General features: G+C 42.4%; 14 protein-coding genes and 2 pseudogenes. 12 read left to right on the top strand and 4 right to left on the bottom strand.

The window, feature by feature from the left end:
• Positions 1-728: 728 nt before the first annotated feature.
• Positions 729-1,319 (bottom strand): annotated as a pseudogene (locus QME03_RS05180) (GNAT family N-acetyltransferase).
• Positions 1,320-1,456: 137 nt separating this feature from the next.
• Positions 1,457-2,812 carry a sodium:proton antiporter NhaD gene (nhaD, locus tag QME03_RS05175; protein WP_281723684.1) on the bottom strand — a complete coding sequence of 452 codons (1,356 nt, stop codon included), beginning with the start codon at positions 2,810-2,812 and terminating at the stop codon, positions 1,457-1,459.
• Between the two features lie 418 nt (positions 2,813-3,230).
• Here nhaD and QME03_RS05170 point away from each other — a divergent pair, with 418 nt between their 5' ends.
• From QME03_RS05170 to QME03_RS05145, 6 genes and pseudogenes are all read left to right on the top strand, one after another.
• Positions 3,231-4,862, top strand: coding sequence for a malolactic enzyme (locus QME03_RS05170; RefSeq protein WP_025816869.1), 1,632 nt, complete (start codon positions 3,231-3,233; stop codon positions 4,860-4,862).
• A 287-nt stretch (positions 4,863-5,149) separates the two neighbouring features.
• A complete protein-coding gene (gene dnaK, locus QME03_RS05165) occupies positions 5,150-7,066 on the top strand; it encodes a molecular chaperone DnaK (protein WP_281723683.1) in 1,917 nt (638 codons plus the stop codon).
• 210 nt (positions 7,067-7,276) lie between these two features.
• Positions 7,277-7,402 (top strand): annotated as a pseudogene (locus QME03_RS05160) (transcriptional regulator); the annotation flags it as partial.
• 10 nt (positions 7,403-7,412) lie between these two features.
• Entirely contained in the window at positions 7,413-8,372 is a 960-nt protein-coding gene (locus QME03_RS05155) for a Fic family protein (protein ID WP_281723682.1), read from the top strand.
• A gap of 60 nt (positions 8,373-8,432) precedes the next feature.
• Positions 8,433-10,697, top strand: coding sequence for a hypothetical protein (locus tag QME03_RS05150; RefSeq protein ID WP_281723681.1), 2,265 nt, complete (start codon positions 8,433-8,435; stop codon positions 10,695-10,697).
• Between the two features lie 14 nt (positions 10,698-10,711).
• A complete protein-coding gene (locus QME03_RS05145) occupies positions 10,712-11,740 on the top strand; it encodes a hypothetical protein (RefSeq protein ID WP_155949697.1) in 1,029 nt (342 codons plus the stop codon).
• A 414-nt stretch (positions 11,741-12,154) separates the two neighbouring features.
• On the opposite strand, the gene QME03_RS05140 is transcribed toward QME03_RS05145, so the two are convergent.
• Positions 12,155-14,005 carry a hypothetical protein gene (locus QME03_RS05140; RefSeq protein ID WP_281723680.1) on the bottom strand — a complete coding sequence of 617 codons (1,851 nt, stop codon included), beginning with the start codon at positions 14,003-14,005 and terminating at the stop codon, positions 12,155-12,157.
• A gap of 24 nt (positions 14,006-14,029) precedes the next feature.
• A complete protein-coding gene (locus QME03_RS05135; RefSeq protein WP_273146620.1) occupies positions 14,030-14,260 on the bottom strand; it encodes an aminotransferase in 231 nt (76 codons plus the stop codon).
• A gap of 661 nt (positions 14,261-14,921) precedes the next feature.
• On the opposite strand from QME03_RS05135, the gene QME03_RS05130 reads away from it, so the two are divergent.
• The 6 genes from QME03_RS05130 to recA all read left to right on the top strand — a co-directional run bounded on the left by QME03_RS05130 (position 14,922) and on the right by recA (position 22,016).
• Positions 14,922-16,268 carry an anaerobic C4-dicarboxylate transporter family protein gene (locus QME03_RS05130; protein WP_273146617.1) on the top strand — a complete coding sequence of 449 codons (1,347 nt, stop codon included), beginning with the start codon at positions 14,922-14,924 and terminating at the stop codon, positions 16,266-16,268.
• A 67-nt stretch (positions 16,269-16,335) separates the two neighbouring features.
• On the top strand, positions 16,336-17,388 hold the full coding sequence (locus tag QME03_RS05125) for a type II asparaginase (RefSeq protein WP_281723679.1): 1,053 nt from the start codon (positions 16,336-16,338) through the stop codon (positions 17,386-17,388).
• 91 nt (positions 17,389-17,479) lie between these two features.
• A complete protein-coding gene (locus QME03_RS05120) occupies positions 17,480-18,694 on the top strand; it encodes a porin (protein ID WP_273114512.1) in 1,215 nt (404 codons plus the stop codon).
• A 333-nt stretch (positions 18,695-19,027) separates the two neighbouring features.
• A complete protein-coding gene (locus QME03_RS05115) occupies positions 19,028-19,633 on the top strand; it encodes a DUF6621 family protein (RefSeq protein WP_273146612.1) in 606 nt (201 codons plus the stop codon).
• An 80-nt stretch (positions 19,634-19,713) separates the two neighbouring features.
• On the top strand, positions 19,714-20,952 hold the full coding sequence (locus tag QME03_RS05110; RefSeq protein ID WP_273146610.1) for a saccharopine dehydrogenase family protein: 1,239 nt from the start codon (positions 19,714-19,716) through the stop codon (positions 20,950-20,952).
• A gap of 38 nt (positions 20,953-20,990) precedes the next feature.
• A complete protein-coding gene (recA, locus tag QME03_RS05105) occupies positions 20,991-22,016 on the top strand; it encodes a recombinase RecA (protein WP_110370524.1) in 1,026 nt (341 codons plus the stop codon).
• The last annotated feature ends 306 nt before the right edge of the window (positions 22,017-22,322 follow it).

Here is a 22,322-nt window from a genome sequence, read left to right as displayed (position 1 = left end):
TTCTAGAGAAAAATCACACTAAAAGCATGCTTTTTGCCCTATTTTCAGACCTGCGACCTTTATTTTTACATCCATTTTGAGCACTAATTCGCCATTTTGCACCTTTTTGCCTTTCTATTTGCGCGCCAACTCACCATTTTTCACCACCCCAAAAGCAACTTTTAGAAGACAAAAAATACCTTTTTGAATAGTTTTTCAGCAAAAAAACTAGTATTTTTTCAGCATTTATAAGGTCAAAAACTTCTTCTTAAGCTGCAATATGCACCATTTTGCTTTGCGTTTTGCAGCATTTAGCCTTGCGTTTAGCACGAGTTAGCACTGCATTTTGCACGAGTTAGCACTGCGTTTAGTAGGAGTTAGCAACGCGTTTTGCTGCATTTTGCAAGCCATTTTGCTACAAATAACCTATTTTCTAGTGAAATATACGGTTTATTTCTCTCAAAACACGAATTATCAACATTCACCAACGAAGTGTGTTTTTCATCAAACCAAACCTTCGCGAGAATCGATTATTTGCAGGCGAGCGGATAGTTTGTGAGCAAATAACGCACTCATAATGTTAAAAAATACACCGAATATTTTACAATAAATCCAAAAGTGGTTGTGATAATTTCACCCCGAATAAAGCAAGAATAAAAAGATAAGTCCCACAATCAAAACAAAACGAAAAAGCCTTAACGCCAAGTGGGAATTAAGCGTTAAGGCATAGAATTTCTGTTGGCGAGCATTTACGCTTCGTGCTCATCACCAAACACATACTGCAGATGTTTCATGGCATGCCCACCCCATTGGTTATCGCCCACATAACGAAATCCCACATCATGATAAAGCTTTTCGGCCTTGGGGTTTCCTTTATCTACTAGCAAACCAACAGCCGGCAAACTCAGTCTGCTGGCACGCAAAATAGTGGCCTTAAGCAATGCCTTGGCAATGCCTTGGCCCCGATGATGCGCATCAACCGCCAAACTGCCTACATACACTTAGCCTGCAGCAGTTTCGTCGTCCATATCACTGAAATCGCGTCCAAACCATTCTAAACAACTTTGCACAAAGGCAGTGCGCAGTCGACGAAGCTCAGCACCATCGTAAGATGTGCAAATGCCAATAACCTTACCCGCTGCATCCAAAGCCACAAGCGTGTTGAGATAACTATATTGACTATCGGTGCGCCCTACCAAATGGGTCATCAACTGATGAAAACCCATTAACCCATGTGTTTCGCCTGCGAAATAAAGGCAACAATCGTGATTCATTGCCTCCATGATAAGCCTAGCAATGTCGGCCGCTTGACTCGGTTGAGCCTGCTCTATTGTTAGCATAAAACAATCATCTGCTATGTGTTTGAAAATAATTGGTTGGTAAAGCTTGCCTAATGAGCTTTGCCAGAAATACAAATCTAGTCAAAGCCGTGCAGCCTTACCAACCAACACTTATGTTATTATAGACTAAACGTCCATTAGCTGAAGAACAGCATGCGCTCTACCCAATAAGTTAGGATACCAGCAACATAACCCACGAAGGCCACCCACGTGATACGTTTCATGTACCAGCCAAAGGTTATCTTCTCCAAGCCCATCACCACAACGCCTGCTGCACTACCAATGATAAGCATTGAACCACCAACACCAGCACAATAGGCCAAGAGTTGCCAGAAAATTCCATCAACAGCCATATCGCCAGTGGGCGCAATGGGATACATACCCATACATCCAGCAACAAGCGGAACATTATCTACGATACTTGAAAGCACACCGATAATACCCGTAACTAGGTAATGGTTGCCATCGCTGATGCTTTCCAACCCACGACCCATAGCCGTAAGCACACCAATTTCTGACAAGCAAGCCACAGCCATCAATATACCCAGGAAGAAAAGGATGGTACCCATATCAATTTTACGCAGCAAGGCAATAACGCGAGCCGACATAGAATCTTCGCCCAAGTTCGTTCCACGATAGAAAATCTCGGTGGCAGTCCACAAAACGCCCAACACAAGCAAGATACCCATGTAAGGAGGCAGGTCGGTGAAATAACGGAAGATGGGTACAAACATCAATCCGCCTACACCAAGAAAGAAAATGATGCGACGTTGCGAACGAGTAAAGACCAGTGCGCTGTCTTCGGCCGATATAACCTTTGTTGGCAAATTGCCCTTCAACATATATTGCATGATGAAAGCTGGAACAAGCATAGACACCAGCGAAGGAACAAAAATCTCACTGAGAACACCAGCCGTGGTGATAGAACCAGCAATCCAAAGCATAATGGTGGTTACATCGCCAATGGGCGAGAATGCACCACCCGAGTTGGCCGAGATAACCACAAGAGCAGCATAAACCAGTCGGTCGTTTTTATCAGCCACGAGTTTTCTCAACACCATAATCATCACAATACTCGTGGTGAGGTTGTCGAGGATGGCCGAAAGGAAGAATGTCATAAAGGCAATACGCCACAACAATCCGCGTTTGCTTTGTGTTTTCAAGGCATCGCGCACAAAGTTGAAGCCGCCATTGGTGTCTACAATCTCAACAATGGTCATCGCACCCATGAGGAAGAAGAGCGTTTCGGCCGTTTCGCCCAAATGTTCTTTCAAGCTTTCGCCCACATGTGTCACAATTCCAGCAGCATTACCTGCCAGTTCGGGGATGATGGGCACAATATAATCTGCTGGATTAATCATAAAGAGCGTCCAGCAAGCCACACACATCAAGAGCGCCACTGGCGCCTTGTTCACCTTCGTCAAACTTTCGAGAGCAATGCAAAGATAACCCATAACGAAAACAATGACGATTGCCATAGTTAATGAAGTCATTTTCCCTATTTTGTTTTTTAGTTATAACAATTTGAGTTGCAAAGTTAGTAATTATATTGATAATAAAAAATGTACACCACTTTTTGTAGCATTTATTTCAAAGAGAGTGAGAAAATCGGATGCGCTCGCAAAATTAAATATTGCAAAAGCAATATCCACATTGCAAATTATCACTATATTTGCAACTATGTTTCGGTTCACATGCCACAACTAACAACAGGACTTATAGTATCCTCAATACACATTCGCTCTAAAACTAAGAATCAGTTTCAATAATCAGCAATACAAAAAGCTTGCAATAAAGAGATGAGAGTTAAAAGAATAGATGCAGTATAAAGTCATCAATGCTATATAGTGATAATTGTTATTAGCAGTACGTGTACCCACACTTTATTAACAACTTAACAAACAAAGTTTTATGAAGACAGCCCAAGAAATTCTGAACAACCCTTTTATGAACAAAGGTACAGCGTTCACTATGGAAGAACGCAAGGCATTAAACCTCATTGGGGCACTTCCTCCAACCGTGCAAACCCTAGAAGAACAAGTAGAACGCACGTATAAGCAATTCTGCAAAAAAGCAAACAACCAGGAAAAGCGCATCTACTTGATGACACTTTTCAACACCAACCGCATTCTTTTCTACGCCCTAATGGCTCAACATGTGGTTGAATTCATGCCCATCGTCTACGATCCCGTTGTGGCAGATGCCATTCGCCAATACGACGAACTATTCATGAAACCACAAGATGCAGGCTTTTTGTCTATAGACCATCCTGAAGATATCGAGACATCCCTAATAAATGCTGCTGGTGGGCGCGACATCCGATTAATAGTGGTTACAGATGCCGAAGCAATCTTAGGTATTGGAGACTGGGGTGTAAATGGCGTTGCCATATCTATAGGCAAACTAATGGTATACACGGCCGCCGCTGGTATTAACCCAGACAACGTGCTGCCATTGGTTCTCGATGTTGGAACAAATAACAAACAACTGCTGGACAACCCACTCTACCTTGGCAATAGGCACGAGCGCGTTAGAGGACAAGCCTATTACGACTTCGTTGACAAATTCGTAACAACAGCCGAAAAACTATTCCCACACCTATACTTACACTGGGAAGACTTTGGCCGACCTAACGCTGCAGCCATACTAAAGAAGTATCAAGAAAAGATTACCACCTTTAACGACGACATTCAAGGGACGGGCATTGTGGCATTAGCTGGTATATTAGGTGCTCTGAACATCTCTAAGGAGAAATATACTGACCAAAAAGTAATGATATTCGGAGCTGGGACTGCTGGTGCTGGCATTGCTCATCAAATCTTCGAAGAATTTATGCAACAAGGCCTTTCGGAAGAAGAAGCTCGTAAACATATCTACCTAGTAGACAAACAAGGTTTGCTATTTGAAGATACAAACGACTTAACAGAGGCTCAGAAACCTTTCGTAAGACAACGCTCTGAATTTGAAAACAGCGCATCGCTTGCAACTCTTTACAACGCTGTTAAGGCCATTCATCCATCAGTTCTCATCGGAACATCTACCCAACCAGGAAAATTCAGTGAGGAGGTGGTAAAAGAAATGGCAACGGCAGTAAAACGGCCCATCATATTTCCACTGTCTAACCCCACCGAACTAGCTGAAGCTAAAGCCGAAGATCTTATACGATGGACTGACGGACATGCGCTTGTTGCTACTGGTATACCAAGCGCACCAGTTGAATATAAGGGCGTAACCTACAATATCGGACAAGCCAACAATGCACTAATGTACCCAGGACTAGGACTAGGCGTTATCGCTTCAACAGCTAAAGTGGTGAACCAGACACTGCTTTCGGCAGCGGCTCACGCCTTGGGTGGCATTGTAAACTCCGACCAACCTGGAGCTGCTGTACTTCCACCTGTAGATAAACTAACAGAATTTTCGGAGCACCTAGCTATCGTTGTGGCTCAAAACGCCATACAGCAAGGCATCACGAAAAAGAAAATAAACAACGCACAAGAGGCCGTAAGGCAAATGAAATGGTTGCCTAAATACACCGAATAACACAGAAACCGCAGACTAAACCAACCCGTCTTGACTACACTATGCTGTCAAGACGGGTTTTTGCATATAAAAACGACAAGACAGAATGACAAAATGTCGCATTAGTGACAGAGAATTGTCTTTTTGTCGCTGTGGCATAGGCTTTGTTAATAAGTAAGCGAGTTGGGCAAGCAAAAACAAACACTGCAAACCCGACACAACTTATTATATATAGGAAACAGGCAAACCACAAAAGGGATGCCGCAAACAACATAACATCGAATAAAAAAATAAAACAAAATATTCTTATGGGAAAAATTATTGGAATAGACTTAGGAACAACTAACAGCTGCGTTGCCGTTTTTGAAGGCAACGAGCCAGTAGTAATCGCAAATAGCGAAGGCAAACGCACCACGCCTTCTGTGGTGGGTTTCGTTAAAGACGGCGAACGCAAGGTGGGCGACCCCGCCAAACGTCAGGCCATCACCAACCCCAAGAACACCGTTTACTCGATTAAACGATTTATGGGAGAGACCTACGAGCAGAGCCGCAAAGAGGCTGAGGCCATGCCTTACACCGTTGTAAACGAAAACGGACTGCCTCGCGTTGACATCGAAGGACGCAAATATACACCCCAAGAAATATCGGCGATGATACTTCAAAAGATGAAGAAGACCGCCGAAGACTACCTTGGACAGGAAGTAACCGATGCCGTTATTACGGTTCCTGCGTACTTCTCCGACTCGCAACGTCAAGCAACCAAAGAAGCCGGACAAATTGCAGGACTCAACGTTCAACGTATCGTTAACGAGCCAACAGCTGCAGCTTTGGCTTACGGTGTTGACAAAGGCAACAAGGATATGAAGATTGCCGTGTTCGACCTTGGTGGCGGTACATTCGATATCTCTATCCTTGAGTTCGGCGGTGGCGTATTCGAAGTGCTTTCAACCAATGGCGATACCCACTTGGGTGGCGACGACTTCGACCAAGTGATTATTAAATGGCTGGCCGATGGCTTTAAAGCCGACGAGGGAATCGACCTTACGAAGGACCCCATGGCTATGCAACGCCTGAAAGAGGCAGCCGAAAAGGCTAAGATTGAACTGTCGAGCACCACGTCGACCGAAATTAACCTGCCTTATATCTCGGCAGAGGGTGGCGTACCCAAGCACTTGGTGAAGACCTTGACTCGCGCTCAGTTTGAACAATTGGCACACGACTTGATTCAAGCTTGTCTCATCCCTTGCCAAAACGCTATTAAGGATGCCAAGCTGTCTACATCAGATATCGACGAAGTTATCCTCGTAGGAGGTTCGAGCCGCATCCCCGCCGTGCAGACATTGGTGAAGAACTACTTCGGCAAAGAGCCTTCGAAGGGCGTTAACCCCGACGAAGTGGTAGCCGTGGGTGCAGCCATTCAGGGTGCTATCCTCAACAAGGAGAGCGGTGTGGGCGACATCGTATTGCTCGATGTTACGCCTCTGACACTGGGTATCGAGACAATGGGTGGCGTAATGACCAAGCTTATCGACGCCAACACCACCATCCCGCACAAGAAGAGCGAAACGTTCTCTACAGCAGTAGACAACCAAACGGCTGTTACCATCCACGTTTTGCAGGGCGAACGTCCTATGGCTTCGCAAAACAAGAGCATCGGACAGTTCAACCTCGAAGGTATCGCACCAGCTCGTCGCGGTGTTCCACAGATTGAAGTAACATTCGACATCGATGCCAACGGTATTCTTAACGTGTCGGCCAAAGATAAAGCCACAGGTAAGGAACAAAAAATACGTATCGAGGCTAACAGCGGATTGAGCAAAGAAGAGATTGAGCGCATGAAAGCCGAAGCTGAACAAAACGCTGCAGCCGATAAGGCCGAACGTGAGAAGATAGATAAACTGAACCAAGCCGACTCGATGATATTTACCACCGAAAACTTCTTAAAAGATAACGGTGATAAAATCCCTGCCGACCAAAAGCCGGGCATCGAAAGCGCACTGCAACAGCTTAAAGATGCTCACAAGGCTGCCGATGTTGTCGCAATAGACGCAGCCATCAACAACCTTAACAGCGTGATGCAAGCTGCTAGCGCACAAATGTACCAAGGTGCAGGCGGTGCTCAACCCGACCCCAACGCAGGTTTCCAAGGCGCAGGCGGTGAGCAAGCACAAGACGGTAGCACTGGTGACAACGTGCAAGACGCAGATTTTGAGGAAGTGAAGTAAAGAAGTCACAACAAATAACATAAAGAGGAAGTGCCAATATAGGTACTTCCTCTTTTTCTTTGCACAAAACATTTCTTTCTTAACCTCTTACTCAAAAATATTTATTATATTTGCACATAGCTACATAATACGCATAAAGTGCTTCATAAGTAGAACAAAATGGGGCGTAACCAAGAACGAGAATATGCAGGCTTAACTTGCAAAAACAGGAAAAGCTACACTATCGTGAACTCATACGTTTACAATCGTTGCCAACCAAGTCTTAAATTGTTATTCCAAATAGCAGAGGTTTTATTGGCGAGTCCAAAGCATTTGGTTAACATTCCAGATGAATAACTTTTTCATTATGGCAGAACATAAAGAACAAAATAAAAAATCTATCCCTTTTTTCAACGACCGTGAAGTGAGGGCTGTATGGGATGAGAAACAAAACTGTTGGTGGTTTTCAGCAACAGACATTGTTCGTGCCATCAATAACGAGCCAGACTATACTAAAGCTGGTAACTATTGGCGATGGTTGAAAAAAAAGTTAAAGCAAGAAGATATTGAACTCGTGAGTGCCACTCACGGCTTCAAATTTGAAGCACCTGATGGAAAACTACGTGTGGCAGATGTTCTCAATAGCGAAGGTGTTGTATTATTGGCGAAGAACTATCCCAACAATCGGGCTAATGAGTTTCTTGATTGGTTTACCTACAGCGACAACACCATTGATGGACAGAGCCAGAAAAAAGCCTACCAACTCTTTGAAAGTGGCATCTTGCAAACGGCAGAGCCTGGTAGTATCAAGTGTCTGCAACAGCTACATGCTTATCTCTTTGGAGGATTGTACGACTTTGCAGGACAAATCCGTACCAAGAATATTTCAAAAGGTGGTTTCACCTTTGCTAATTGTATGCACTTCCCCGAAACATTGCAAACAATAGAGCGAATGCCCGAAACTACTTTTGATGAGATGATGGATAAGTATGTAGAGATGAAAATTCGTGCCAATGAGTACCATGTGAACTCGTTCACTAATGGTCGAGTGCAGCCGAATTTATGCAACGTTGCACATCTTTTTATGGAGGGTAATGGTCGTAGCACTCGCATTTGGCTCGACCTCATACTGAAGCGTTCTCTCAAACGGTGTGTAGATTGGAGTCAGATAGATAAAAATGAATATCTGACCGCCATGCGTGAGAGTGTTTCTGATAGCACGTACATCAAAGCCTTGGCACTGCCTGCACTCACTACCAAGATTAATGACCAAGAAATGTTTATGAAAGGTATCGACTATTCATATTATTATGAGCAGAATAAGTAAGCAGGTAGGAGTTTATAGACCATTTTATCCTATGAATAAATTTATAAAAAAAATATAATTATGTCGCAGAAAAAGAGTTTAATACATCTTCTTGGTTCATGTGAAAAACATGAGTTTGATAGAGTTGTGAAATCGTATTTAAAGGAGGTGTATTCTTATAATAGAGTAATAAATACGGATGGTAAGGATGATATTGGATTAGATATGAAAGTCTTAGATGCTAGTGGTTGTACGTATCAGTATCAGCTAACTGTTCAGAAATCTAGTACTGCAAAAGAAAAGAATGCATTGAAGGACAAAATATTTAAGGATGTACAGAAAGCAAAGGAAAATTGCAACGATGGGTATAAAAATATTTTGTTTTTCTTTTACTCTTATCCTTTGACTAATAAATTGAAGCGGGATTATAAGCGAGAGGCCTTGAAAGATTATGAAATACAGCTGGAAATTATAGATGCTAATCAAATAGCAGAAGAAGCAGAAGATCTGGCTAACCTTAAAAAGAGCATTTACTCTTTATCAGATATAAGTGAATTTAAAACAAGTTCTTTTGAAGATGGTAAAATAAATCATTTGATTTATGACCTTGTTAGTTTCGGCAAGACCTCTGAAATTAAATTGGAAATTGTAAAAGCGTACATTTTACAGGAACTTTATATACGCACAAGTTTGACGAGCAAAGATATAGAGCAATCTTGTACTACTAATTTTAAATCGAGTGAGAATAATGTGTTTTACAATAAACTGTTACAAAATCTATATAATGTAGAACAGAAAATATTGTATGATAAGAAAAGTAAAATGTATTCTCTAACAGAAACGACCCGAAAGGAAATTTCTAACACAAATGAGCAAATTAATATTGAGGAGAGTCACTTTGTAAATCAAATAGGAGCGATACTAAAAGAAAACAATATAGAATTTTTACTTGATGATGTTCTTAAGTTATTAAAAGAATTTTATATCGCGACATTTGATAAACGAATAAAATCTTTAGATACCAGGGATTGGGAAGATTATAATGTCCCTTTGTCTTTATTGACAAATAAAGGAAAACTTTCTTCTCCAAAAGCAAAAGGTATTTTAAAATCATTATTCAGTATATGTGACGAAAATAAGTATATGCAGAAAATATGTGCAGAATGCGTATTTTCTTCAAAAGTAAATATAGATGACTTAGAGAAGTATGCGCGTGAGAAGAAAAAGGTATATATTGATACGACAATAGCCTTATATCTTTTATGTTACTATTATCAAGACACAGATGACTATAAAAGCTATTATTATAAATTGTCTAAAGTTTTTTGTCAATTTTGCAAGAAAAATAAGATTAAATTGCATATTACAAATCGCTATTTATTTGAGATAAATTCGCATATTCGTGAGGCATTTAATTTTATACCATTCTCGAAGTTGCAGTCATTTTCAAGTTTGGGAACCTCCCGCAATGTTTTATATAATTTTTATTTGCATCTTTATAGTCATGAACTGATAGATTATTCTTATGAAGAATATTTGTCTAAATTTAAATTTGGCATATATGATGATAATACAAAGTTAAATCAAACAATATCTCTTTTTTTAGAGAATTTAGGAATAGAGGTTATTGATATCCCAAAAGAATACAAAATAGAAAGCTCATCTAAGCTAATAACTAATACTCTTGCATATAATAATAAAACTAAGACCAATTTTGCATTGACAAATGATGCTATTATGTTAGATTTTTTAGGTGACAAAGATATTGATGTGCATCCAATAGAACCCGTGTTTGTGACTTGGGATAAAATTATGTTTAAAGTTCTTAAAGACTATTTTAATGAAAACCCTAATGCTCAAAAATGGATGCAATTTACCCCAAGCCAACTTATTGATAGATATTCCTTATTATCTTTTTCTATAAATGAGGAAACTATAACTAAAGAAATGTTAGCATTACTTTCTGGAGATTTTATACAACAGACTTATTCATTAATAGATGCCTTGACTCTTATAATTAATCCAGATGAAAAAGTTGGTAGAGAATATGTTAATGCATTTGTTGAAATGAAAAATGATAATATATATACAATCTCTAAAGATCCTGACGAGGAATCTGACATCCAAGAAACTAATATAATAGATTATATTGTGCATGAGATAACTTTACATTTCAAAGAAAATCGTGCAGCATTAAAAAATCTATTTTCAATAGAGGAACTTTTTCCTATAGTATTAGACACTATAAGGGGATTAATAGAACATTACTCAAAATATAAACAATTGGAGAGCAAAGACTTCATCCCTTTCGACAATTTGATAAGTAAGTATAATCAAAATATATAGCCGATTCTTAAATTATGAGATTTATAGAAGTTAGTACATGTCTTAAACGGATGCATATCGGAAAGATTGTATCATGTAAGATTGGAGAAAGTAAGGGAGTGATATTAGGTTTATCACAAGTTAAGGTTTTTGATGGAGAAGGTATATATAAAAAAAAGTATTTTTTATTTGATAAAAATGAAAAATTCACCTTCGCTGAAGGTTGTATGGTTACATTTTTAGTAGATGTACATAAGAAAGAAGATAATGCAACTAACATAATTGATTTAAGAGAATTAGAAACTTTATATGATCATAGAGGAATATATCGTGAAGGATTAGGCTATCATGATGATGTTGTTTGGGAGCATCTTGTAGGAGGAATACCTTATATTGATTTTGAAAAAGGAAGACATGCTTGTATTGTATTGCCCATAAAACAAAATGATACAATATATATCCATGAAGGTGTATTGAGTGGTCAAGAACATATTGCGTATGAGCTATTTTATGAGTTACAACACAAATCAGACAAGAGATGGACTGACTATACTAATATGGCTCAATTCATTAAACAAGCATTAGAATATATTGATAAAATGAAAGTAGATAAGCTTATATCTGAGTATACAATCTGTCGCGAGGAATATCTAAAAAGGCGTCCAGGCCATGATGACCACTATATTATTACTAAGATTTGTAATTTGAAAACAGTAGATCCTTATTTAAATTATTTATTACCATCTAAAAATGAAATAATCTTTTTTGATGATAATTGGAGTAGCAATGTTGATGAAGACAATTCAGGAACATATTACCTTGAAGAGGAAACTCTTGCTGCACAAAGGAGAGCAAGGGAAAACTATACAAAGTTTAATCATCTTTCATTTCTAATCATGGATGAGATGAAAAAAAATAATGAGGAGTATGAACAAATATGCTTGCTAGAAAAGAGATTAGAGGAGATTTTTGATCTTGGAGATTTACAAAAGCAAGTAAATTGGAATAATAAATTACCTGATAATATTATAGATATTGTTCAACAAATTAATAAAATGGTATAGTTATTTCAAGAAGGGGTAAAATAGAACATATGTATCACACTTTATGATGCTTATATCAATAGTTAAAATGAATACGGATAAGATATGGTGCCAACATACAAGATGTTTTCTAATCAATACTACTTAAATTGAGGAAACATTTTTGTACCATAAGAATGTAACACACTGATAATCAGCGTAGGATATATTTGAGGAAGTGAAGTAAAAGTACTAACAAACGCTCTTCAAGACCAAGGATAAACACAGACATCTTTAAAACAAGATTAACTCCCCTATTATAAAAGAGGCACACTAGCCAATAGCTAGCATGCCTCCATATTAAAATCCCTCTAAATTGCCATGCAGCACACCTAAAGTCTTGTTAAGTCTTTGGTACACCAACACCTTTGGGCGCTACACAGCTATTAAAATCCATTAATGGATATTTCTAAAATCAGGATGAGTGGTATCGCTTTGGCCATCACCCGATATCCATACTGGGCGAATGGCTCTAGCCTGTGTCTTATCATTGTCAGCAAGGTTCCACTCTGCCAAGCCAAAGAATATATCCGTCGAGTTATTGCCGGATGAAAAAGAGGTCATATACTGTCCATATCCATTCTGGTTATTAGAAATGTCTCTATACCCTATAATGTCTTTTCCTGGCATTCGTCTACCAGTGTAAGGCAGGAACAAACCTTTGTTTGCCTTTACTAGCGCAGTAACATTGGTGTAATTAGAAATACTCTTCACGCTCCTTTTCGATGGATATTTTAAAATCCTATTTCCTCCTGTATTGGTTGTAAAGAAGGCACCATAAACAATTGTACCCTTATCTGTATAGCAATAGCCAGGAATAACATTTGCCTTAGTATACAATTCATTTATCTCGTCTTTGCGGGGAATGCGATACTTTTGATGATTAAGCATGGTGTGATACCACACAATATCTCCGCGTTCCGCCTCACTTCTATTATCAGTGGGCCTATCATGAATACCCATTTTTTTGTAGAATTGCCAATACTCAGAGAGGTTACCAACAAAGTATTTGCTATTCGTAAAGTTTAGTGCCTCCTTAATATGACCGAATTGGAAAAGGTCTACATCATTAGCGGTTTGCTTAGGAGAGTTCTCAAACTGCGATGACTGTAGCGTTCCGCCCGTTTTAACCTCCTTGCGTTGTGCGTTTAGACTAACAGCACGGCGAGAAATCCACCATTGTGCGGGCGCAATACCCCAATAACCTCCATTGGGATCGCCGTAATGTATGAAGTTACCTGTAGCCCATTTCACGCCTTGTACTTCTACATAAGGTTGTTGTTTCGCCTCTTGTAGTTGCAACACATCTGTGAAATAAGTATTATCGGCTTCGAGATTGATGCTAGCGTATTGGCGTACATAACATTTGTCTCCCACAAAAACGCTTATATACACGTCGGTATAGTTACCAGGAAGCGCAGCCAGATAAGTGTACTTTCCACCAGCCGACGAAAGTTTTTCGCCTGCATTGGGTACGATGGCGATGTTCATATTCTCATCCGAAGCATTATTATCTACGAGATTACCTGTGCCAAGATCAAACACGTCTGTCGATTTCACGTTTGAGATATACACCGAATCAATGTTGGTAAGTATCTGATTATTCGAGTCGGCAAAACGAAGTCCCCATATCGACACCACACGTTTAACTACACCAATGGTAACTTTCACGTTTTGTCCCTGCACTTTTGTAGGCTTTGCTTTAGCCCACTGATAATCGAAACGCTTACCAATGGTTTCCACTTTTCCATCTTGACGGGTGAGATTTAGTTCTACACGTTGTGCAATTGTTTTACTTGGTTCGTGACGTACACCACCCTCTTTTGCAATCACTGGGCTAATGGTTTTGTTTGCGCCTTTCGATGCTGCGCCCGGATAAAGAAAACATATATCATCGCTTGTGCTTAATTGCTTTTTGTTAGATACAATTGTGCCCTGAAACTTGGTTATTTTCCCCTCGCCCATACTGCTCAAGAGTCCATATTCTGTGCGTTTGCTCTTATTTTGATCACTCAGCACATAGGCAATAATCTCTTCTCCCTCAAGCCATGTCGAATTAATTTCCTTGCCATTACCACCTAAGCTCAGCGCTCTTGTTGACACCTGGTTGGCATCGGCGCTGATATTATAAGTGTATTCGTTTGCTCCTTCGTCTCCAGCTAGTTCAATCGCGTCTGATTGACAACCTACAAACATCGAAGCTATTGCGCCACTAAGGGCCACAAACAGATATTTTTTGTTGCTCATTCTATTGTATTGTTTTTAAAGTTCTTAAAACATTTCGTCCTCTACTTCATCAGCAAACCATGATTGGCCTTTTGCTCCAGTCATTGATTCAAACGGATTGGGCGTTGTTCCATTACCTCCAGTGGGGTCGCCTCCTTTTTTGGGGTCTGAAGTTGACGCACTGAAAACTAGCAAAGCACTTTCCATTTTTAGACAAACTACTGTGGCGAGAGGTTTTGTATAATCCCTTTTCGCCATAAATACTTCTTTAATCATCTCGTTTTTATTAATGAAAATCCTGAATGAATGTTTAATTTTGTATATTAAATTCTAAGTTAAGAATCTGTATATAATACATCATAGGCTCTCTTGTATTGGCAAAGATACGTATATTTCACCGAAAAATAGACCAATTACAATGAAAAACATCGCTATTTATACCCATTTTCTTGATTTAAATTAATATTTATAACCTTTATATGCATATAAAACTGCATAGAAAAGAGAATATAACAAGATTATGCGTTAACACTTTTTGGGGTTTATGCAACTCAAAACGCCATATTTCTCCCTTAGGTTCTAGCGAAGTTAAAAATACACTACAAAATTGTATTTACTCTCCCTCTATCGAAAACTCTATTAACTCTTCAAACATTCAAGAATTGATGATATTGTTTTACGCACTGTTTTTATAATCAATAGACGAATGTTATGCTTTAACCTTTGCGCGCACACAAAATAATAACGCACACAACGACAGCTATTTAAAGCCATACAAACGCATAACTGCCTACTTTTTGCATCCGCTTAAGCAAAAAAACACCGCCCCAATGCCCCAAACTAGCGCAAACTTTCATATATTTGCATGTTAATTGGCAGACTGCAATTGGGCCATTCATCTCGGCTTAACCTGTCACCAAAATCAAACAAATGTGTTATGGCTACAGCAATTATCCTTTTTCAACTGGCCATTGTGCTCTCGCTCATCTTCATTGGCGCCCGCGTGGGTGGCATTGGCTTGGGCATTTATGGCATGGTGGGGGTATTTATTCTTGTTTTTGGCTTCTCTCTACCACCAGGGAAGCTACCCATCGACGTGATGCTCATCATCGTGTCGGTGATAACAGCCGCCGCATCGCTGCAAGCAGCAGGCGGACTTGACTATCTTGTGGGACAGGCGGCTAAGTTTTTGCGCCGACATCCTCACCACATCACTTTCTACGGACCGCTTGTTACGTGGCTCTTTTGCCTCGTTGCAGGTACGGCTCACACAGCCTATTCACTGCTTCCAATCATTTCAGAGATTGCCACTAGTTCTAAAATACGACCCGAACGTCCGCTTAGCGTTGCCACCATTGCCGCATCGCTGGGCATAACGGGCAGTCCCGTATCGGCTGCCACGGCCGCCATCATCAGCAACAACCTACTTGGTGCGCAGAGCATTGGTCTCAAAGATGTGATGCTGGTGTGCATTCCGGCCTCGTTTGTGGCCATCTTGGTGGCTGCTTTTGTGCAAAACTTCGTGGGTAAGAACCTTGAAGACGACCCCGAATATCAACGTCGTGTGCGCGAAGGCATTATCAATCCCAATGAAGATGCCATGAAAATGCAGGTGGCCGAGTCTGCTCCCAACCCTCATGCCAAGCGCGCTGTGTGGGCTTTTCTGTTAGGAGTGGCGCTCGTTGTCACGTTTGGACTATTCCCACAATTACGCCCCCAGTTCACCATTGCCAACCAAACGCGAACTTTAAGCATGCCCGAGACCATCGAAATAATCATGATGGCCAGTGCTGCTCTCATTCTTTTAGTGGGCAAGGCAAATGTGGAGCATGCTGTTAAGGGCAGTGTGTTTGGTGCTGGCATGAATGCCATGGTGGCCATCTTTGGTATTGCTTGGATGGGCGACACCTTTTTCAGTGGCAATCTGCCTTTCTTCCAAACGCATATTGCCACAGTGGTTACACAATTTCCATTTCTCTTTGCTGTGGCTTTATTCTTCATGTCTATCATGCTCTTCTCTCAAGCGGCCACCGTCACCACGCTTTATCCTCTTGGCATTGGCCTTGGCATCAGTCCGCTGGCTTTATTGGCGATGTTCCCGGCTGTTAACGGCTACTTTTTCATCCCCAACTATCCCACCGAAGTGGCTGCAATCAACTTCGACCGAACAGGTTCCACACGCATCGGCAAGTACGTTCTTAACCACTCTTTCCAGCTTGCGGGCTTCATCACCACCTTTGTTTCCATCGGCGTGGGCTATGTCATCATTGCCTTTGCTTATTAATTACCTTCGCTTCAACGTCTCTTTCTTATAACCAAGCACATTGTAAATAACTAAAAACCACATAGATATGACCATACGCAACATTTCCCTAACCCTACTTCTAACCCTCGTTGTCGCCCTATCTGCCATGGCAAAACCTCGCATTCGCATCATCGCCACAGGCGGAACGATAGCAGGCGTAAGCGCATCGGCCACGTCGTCGGCTTATAATGCGGGCCAAGTGGGCGTAGAATCTTTATTAATGGCTGTGCCACAGGTTAATCAACTGGCCGATGTTAGTGGCGAACAGCTGGTTAATATTCCTTCGCAAGACATGAACGATGCTGTTTGGCTGCTTCTGGCTAAACGCATCAACCAGTTGCTCAATCAAGAAAACTACGATGGCGTGGTGGTAACTCACGGCACCGACACAATGGAAGAAACGGCCTATTTTCTTAATCTCACCGTGCACAGCGACAAGCCCGTGGTACTTGTGGGTGCAATGCGACCCTCTACGGCCATCAGTGCCGATGGTCCGGCCAACATCTTTGCAGGCGTGGCCACTGCTGCCAGCAGCAAATCTGTGGGTAGGGGCGTGCTTGTTTGCATGAACAACAAACTGTTCGACGCCAAAGATGTAATGAAAATGCATACCACCGACGTTGCTGCTTTTCGTGCTGCCAACGCTGGCGAGGTGGGTTATGTCTACAATGCGCAACCATTTTTTCAACGCCAAACCACCAATCTGCACACCACGCGCAGCCCTTTCCATGTTGACAACATGCAATCCTTACCCCGCGTAGGTATTGTTTACGGTTATGCCAACTGCTCTACTCTGCCCATGCAGGCCTTTATGGATGCTGCATTTGATGGTATTGTGCTAGCTGGTGTGGGCGATGGCAATTTCTATAAAGATGTGTTCGAGATGGCTTTGAAGGCTCGCGCCAAGGGCATCAACATCGTTAGAGCCTCAAGAGTGCCGTTCGGACCTACGTGTCTTAACGGAGAAGTTGACGATGAGAAACACCATTTTGTGGCTGCCCTCTGCCTTAGCCCGCAAAAGGCGCGCGTGTTGCTGATGCTGGCCTTAACCCAAACACACGACTGGAAGAAGATACAACAATATTTTAATGAATACTAATCGCACCATAACTTACTAATGGGCTTGGGCTGTGTGGCCTGCATGGCCTTTGTTTGCGCTATCCCTTGTCCCCAAATACGCATAACTCTTTATGAAAACTAACCAATTACTTGCCACTATAGCCTTGTTGCTCTGCCTTCCTTTTACGGCTTTGGCTCAAGGTAACAACACGGGTATGGGTGGCGAAGACGACGACACGCCCTCGATTGCCGAAAGGGTGCTGAAACTGGAAAAGAAAACCGACGCTTTTAACCTCTATCTAAACTTCGCTGCTGCTGCACGCGCCACCGAAAACAACACCACCTGGAGAGGCGCTTTTGTAAACCGCCAGTTGCGTCTAGAAATTAAAGGCCATGTAACGGATAAACTTTTCTATCGGCTAAGGCAACATCTCAACACGGGATACGAACCGCAAGGCGAAGACAATTTTGCACGAGCCACCGACATTATGATGGTGGGCTACACCTTTAACCCTAAATGGGAGGTGCAAGCAGGTAAGATAGGACAGATTTGGGGAGGCTACGAATACGACGAAAATCCACTCTTCATGTACCAATATTGCGACTTCGTGGGCCACATGGAGTGCTTCGTTGCTGGCGCACAAGTGGTATTTAAGCCTGTTGCTTCGCAAGAATTTGGTTTGCAAATCACCGACTCGCACACCGGGAGTTTCGAACAAGAATATGCCAAAAATGCCAAAATGGCTGGCGCAAACCCAGCTGTCGACCGACAACTACTTTCGGCTAGCAACCTGCCACTCACTTATATCTTTAACTGGAACGGAAATTTCTTCAACGAACACTTACAAACCCGATGGGCATGGGGATGGCAAACTCAGGCTAAAGGCAAATACTCGCGTATGATTAGCCTTGGACAACGACTCAACTTACCCAAACTGCAATGGTATATCGACTATTATGGAGCTGTTGACGAGCTAGACCGACTGCGTATTGCTTCGGCCGAACTGGCTCCACTCACCAACAACGAGCATGGCGTTTTCTTTGGCAATGTACACTACAACTCGTTTGTTACCGAGGCTAATTGGCAGTTTGCACCTCGATGCAACCTCAAACTTCGAGGCAGCTACGAAACCACTAGCATCCCACAATACGAGGCTTTAAAAAACTATCGCCATTACTACAGCTACGTGGCTAGCCTAGAATATTTCCCTATCAAGGGACAAAACCTTCGACTCTTTCTCGCCTACATGGGCCAGAAAGTTAACTATAACCGCGCCTGTGGCCTGTCTGATTATCACACCAATAAGTTAGAACTGGGCCTAATGTATCGCATAAAATGCTATTGAGAGAGGAGTTAAGGAGTTAAGGAGTTAAGGAGTTAAGCCAAATGCCTTGCGATTAACGGCAGGCTTTCCCGCTCATTATCAACTTACACATTAAATATGTTAACTTGTCAACCGAGATTAGCCAAACATCAGTTAACGAGTTGCCAAGCACACGAGTGTACAAGGAGAACTACCACTCCGCAACAAAGCATTTGGCTTAACTCCTGAACTCCTGAACTCCTGAACTCCTGAAAACAACTCCTTAATTCCTCTAAAACAACTTCACCTCCTCAAACATAAAAATAATCGCCTCGCCATGCCTTTATTACGCAAGTTCTTGCTATCTTTGCAACAATGGAGAAACAAGTTGTAAATAACAATTGGAGCGAAAACGTCATCATAGTTGATGCCGACTATGTAGACAATGTGGCGTTTAACCTCATCGTTAACTTCGAACGCATCATCGGAAGGCGCATCCCGCAAGCCGACCTAGCACGATGGCTAGTGTGCATTGCACTCGATGGAGGCCTGCGCAATAACGACAACAACGTGCAAGTGGTGATTATTCACGGCAAGAACAAAACAAAAATGGAGAATTTTGCACCTGCAAACTTCGACAACGAACTCAATGGCAAAGCCTTTAAAGACAACTTGGGCGAGTTTGTCATTGGCACATATGCCGTGGAACACCTCGTCAACGCCACCGACTTTTACCTCGACGTGGTGCAAACGGTTTGCGCACAGCCCGAGGTTAAACGCGTAATGATTGTGCCAAATGCCGAAAATGCCGAACTTTACGAAACGCTGCGCCGACAAATGCATCATCTCGACGACGACAATAAGCGCATAACCGTCTTTGCCATGCAGCCACTTCCTGGCGGTAACTTCCGACAAGAAATATTGGGCTACTCGCTCATGAACGCTCTAGGCATTAAAAGCGAAGAAATAAAAACACAATAAACAATCGCTCCACACCAAAACAATAAACCGCAACAACATGCGGAAACACTAAAAAAATAAACAAAAACAAATATAACAACATGGGAAAAGTTCTTATGATTGGCGCAGGTGGCGTTGCTACTGTGGCCGCATTTAAAATCGCACAAAACAAAACGCACTTCGGCGAATTTATGATTGCTAGCCGCCGAAAAGAAAAATGCGACGAAATTGTGAATGCCATACATGCCAAAGGCTACGACATGAACATCAAAACGGCTCAAGTAGACGCCGACGACGTTGAACAACTCAAAGCCTTGTTCAACGACTTTAAACCCGAACTGGTTATCAACCTGGCCCTACCCTATCAAGACCTCACCATCATGGAGGCTTGCTTGGCCTGCGGTTGCAACTATCTCGACACAGCCAACTACGAACCTAAAGACGAGGCACACTTTGAATACTCATGGCAATGGGCCTACAAACAACGCTTTGAAGAGGCAGGACTCACCGCTATTCTTGGCTGCGGATTCGACCCGGGCGTTAGTGGCATCTACACGGCATACGCTGCTAAACACCATTTCGACGAAATTCATTACCTCGACATCGTTGATTGCAACGCTGGCAATCACCATAAAGCCTTCGCAACCAACTTTAATCCCGAAATCAATATACGCGAAATTACCCAAAAAGGCTTGTACTACAAAGATGGCGAATGGCTCGAAACCGAACCACTTGCAGTGCATCAGCCCATCACTTACCCCAATATCGGTCCGCGAGAAAGCTATCTCATGCACCACGAAGAGCTTGAAAGCTTGGTGAAAAACTATCCCACCATACGCCAAGCACGCTTCTGGATGACCTTCGGACAACAATATCTCACCTACCTCGATGTGATTCAAAACCTAGGTATGTCGCGTATCGACGAGATTGAATACGAAGCTCCGTTGGCCGATGGATCAGGAAAACAGGTAAAAGTGAACATCGTGCCCCTGCAATTCCTTAAAGCCGTGCTCCCCAACCCACAAGACCTGGGCGCTAACTACGACGGCGAAACTTCTATTGGCTGCCGTATTCGTGGCATAAAAGATGGTAAGGAACTTACTTACTACGTTTACAACAATTGCAAACACCAAGAGGCCTACAAAGAAACAGGTATGCAAGGCGTGAGCTACACCACTGGCGTACCTGCTATGATTGGCGCAATGATGTTCTTTAAAGGATTGTGGCGCAAACCCGGAGTGTGGAACGTGGAAGAGTTCGACCCAGACCCATTCATGGAACAACTCAACATTCAGGGCCTACCTTGGAACGAAGAGTTTGGAGGCGACCTTGAATTGTAATCCTTAAACCCAACACAGCATACCTAAAACAACCACAAATGGCAAAAGAAGAAGCAAAACAACTATCGCCCGAAGAAGCAAAGCTTAAGGCTCTTCAAGCGGCGATGAGCAAGATAGAAAAAGACTTTGGTAAGGGCTCTATTATGAAAATGGGCGACGAACAAATAGAAAACGTTGAGGTTATACCCACGGGTAGCATAGGCCTTGACGTGGCTCTGGGCGTGGGCGGATACCCTCGCGGTCGCATCATCGAGATTTATGGACCCGAATCGTCTGGAAAAACCACACTGGCTATTCACGCCATTGCCGAAGCGCAAAAAGCTGGTGGCATTGCTGCCTTTATTGATGCTGAACACGCATTCGACCGCTTTTATGCTGCTAAACTAGGGGTTGACGTGGCCAATCTCTGGATTTCGCAACCCGACAACGGCGAACAGGCACTCGAAATTGCCGACCAACTCATCCGCTCGTCGGCCATCGACATCCTTGTTATCGACTCGGTGGCTGCCCTCACACCCAAAAAAGAGATTGAAGGCGACATGGGCGACAACAACGTGGGCTTGCAAGCACGACTAATGAGTCAGGCACTGCGCAAGCTTACTTCCACCATCAGCAAAACCAACACCACCTGTATCTTCATCAATCAGCTGCGCGAGAAAATCGGCGTGATGTTTGGCAACCCCGAAACAACTACTGGTGGAAACGCCTTGAAATTCTATGCCAGCGTGCGCTTAGATATTCGCAAGGTTACAGGCATTAAAGATGGCGACAACATCGTGGGCAACCAAGTACGCGTAAAGGTGGTAAAAAATAAGGTTGCACCGCCTTTCCGCAAAACAGAGTTCGAAATAACCTTCGGCGAGGGCATCTCTAAGGTGGGCGAAATTCTCGACCTCGGTGTTGAATACGACATCATTAAGAAAAGTGGCTCATGGTTCTCGTACAATGATTCGAAACTAGGTCAGGGTCGCGACGCCACAAAGACTTTGCTTAAAGACAACCCCGAACTCTGCGAAGAGTTGGAAGCAAAAATTATGCAAGCCATCAAAGATAAACAAGAATAAGCCGTTTATCTCCCCCCTTGCACGCCCCTTTAGGGCAAAAGCTATAAAAGCGGAACACTCATCTGTGGTGTTCCGCTTTTTGTTTTTGCCTATGCCCCTATGGCTTGCACCTTGCTTGCGCTTGCACGCCGTAAAACCAAATCCTTTTTAGCATTACTATTATCTCCTAATTCTGCCGTAAGCGTCAAGCCTTACCAATCGTTAGATGGACAACACACACACTAGTTTCACTCAACAGCACCACCTTTAAGTAGGGATATTCAGTAAATATCTAACTAATTGTTTGTCAGTGTAATATATTATTTG

The organism is Hoylesella shahii, assembly GCF_937990675.1.
Classification (GTDB): domain Bacteria; phylum Bacteroidota; class Bacteroidia; order Bacteroidales; family Bacteroidaceae; genus Prevotella; species Prevotella shahii.
Note: the sequence above shows the minus strand (reverse complement) of the source record. Positions and strands in the feature narration are given on the sequence as shown.

Excerpts from the sequence above, each read along its gene's own strand:
- QME03_RS05115 (WP_273146612.1), top strand. The coding sequence starts at position 19,028 with ATGGAGAAACAAGTTGTAAATAACAATTGGAGCGAAAACGTCATCATA.
- nhaD (WP_281723684.1), bottom strand. The coding sequence starts at position 2,812 with ATGACTTCATTAACTATGGCAATCGTCATTGTTTTCGTTATGGGTTAT.
- QME03_RS05150 (WP_281723681.1), top strand. The coding sequence starts at position 8,433 with ATGTCGCAGAAAAAGAGTTTAATACATCTTCTTGGTTCATGTGAAAAA.
- recA (WP_110370524.1), top strand. The coding sequence starts at position 20,991 with ATGGCAAAAGAAGAAGCAAAACAACTATCGCCCGAAGAAGCAAAGCTT.
- QME03_RS05120 (WP_273114512.1), top strand. The coding sequence starts at position 17,480 with ATGAAAACTAACCAATTACTTGCCACTATAGCCTTGTTGCTCTGCCTT.
- QME03_RS05140 (WP_281723680.1), bottom strand. The coding sequence starts at position 14,005 with ATGAGCAACAAAAAATATCTGTTTGTGGCCCTTAGTGGCGCAATAGCT.
- QME03_RS05170 (WP_025816869.1), top strand. The coding sequence starts at position 3,231 with ATGAAGACAGCCCAAGAAATTCTGAACAACCCTTTTATGAACAAAGGT.
- QME03_RS05145 (WP_155949697.1), top strand. The coding sequence starts at position 10,712 with ATGAGATTTATAGAAGTTAGTACATGTCTTAAACGGATGCATATCGGA.
- QME03_RS05130 (WP_273146617.1), top strand. The coding sequence starts at position 14,922 with ATGGCTACAGCAATTATCCTTTTTCAACTGGCCATTGTGCTCTCGCTC.
- dnaK (WP_281723683.1), top strand. The coding sequence starts at position 5,150 with ATGGGAAAAATTATTGGAATAGACTTAGGAACAACTAACAGCTGCGTT.
- QME03_RS05125 (WP_281723679.1), top strand. The coding sequence starts at position 16,336 with ATGACCATACGCAACATTTCCCTAACCCTACTTCTAACCCTCGTTGTC.
- QME03_RS05135 (WP_273146620.1), bottom strand. The coding sequence starts at position 14,260 with ATGATTAAAGAAGTATTTATGGCGAAAAGGGATTATACAAAACCTCTC.
- QME03_RS05110 (WP_273146610.1), top strand. The coding sequence starts at position 19,714 with ATGGGAAAAGTTCTTATGATTGGCGCAGGTGGCGTTGCTACTGTGGCC.
- QME03_RS05155 (WP_281723682.1), top strand. The coding sequence starts at position 7,413 with ATGGCAGAACATAAAGAACAAAATAAAAAATCTATCCCTTTTTTCAAC.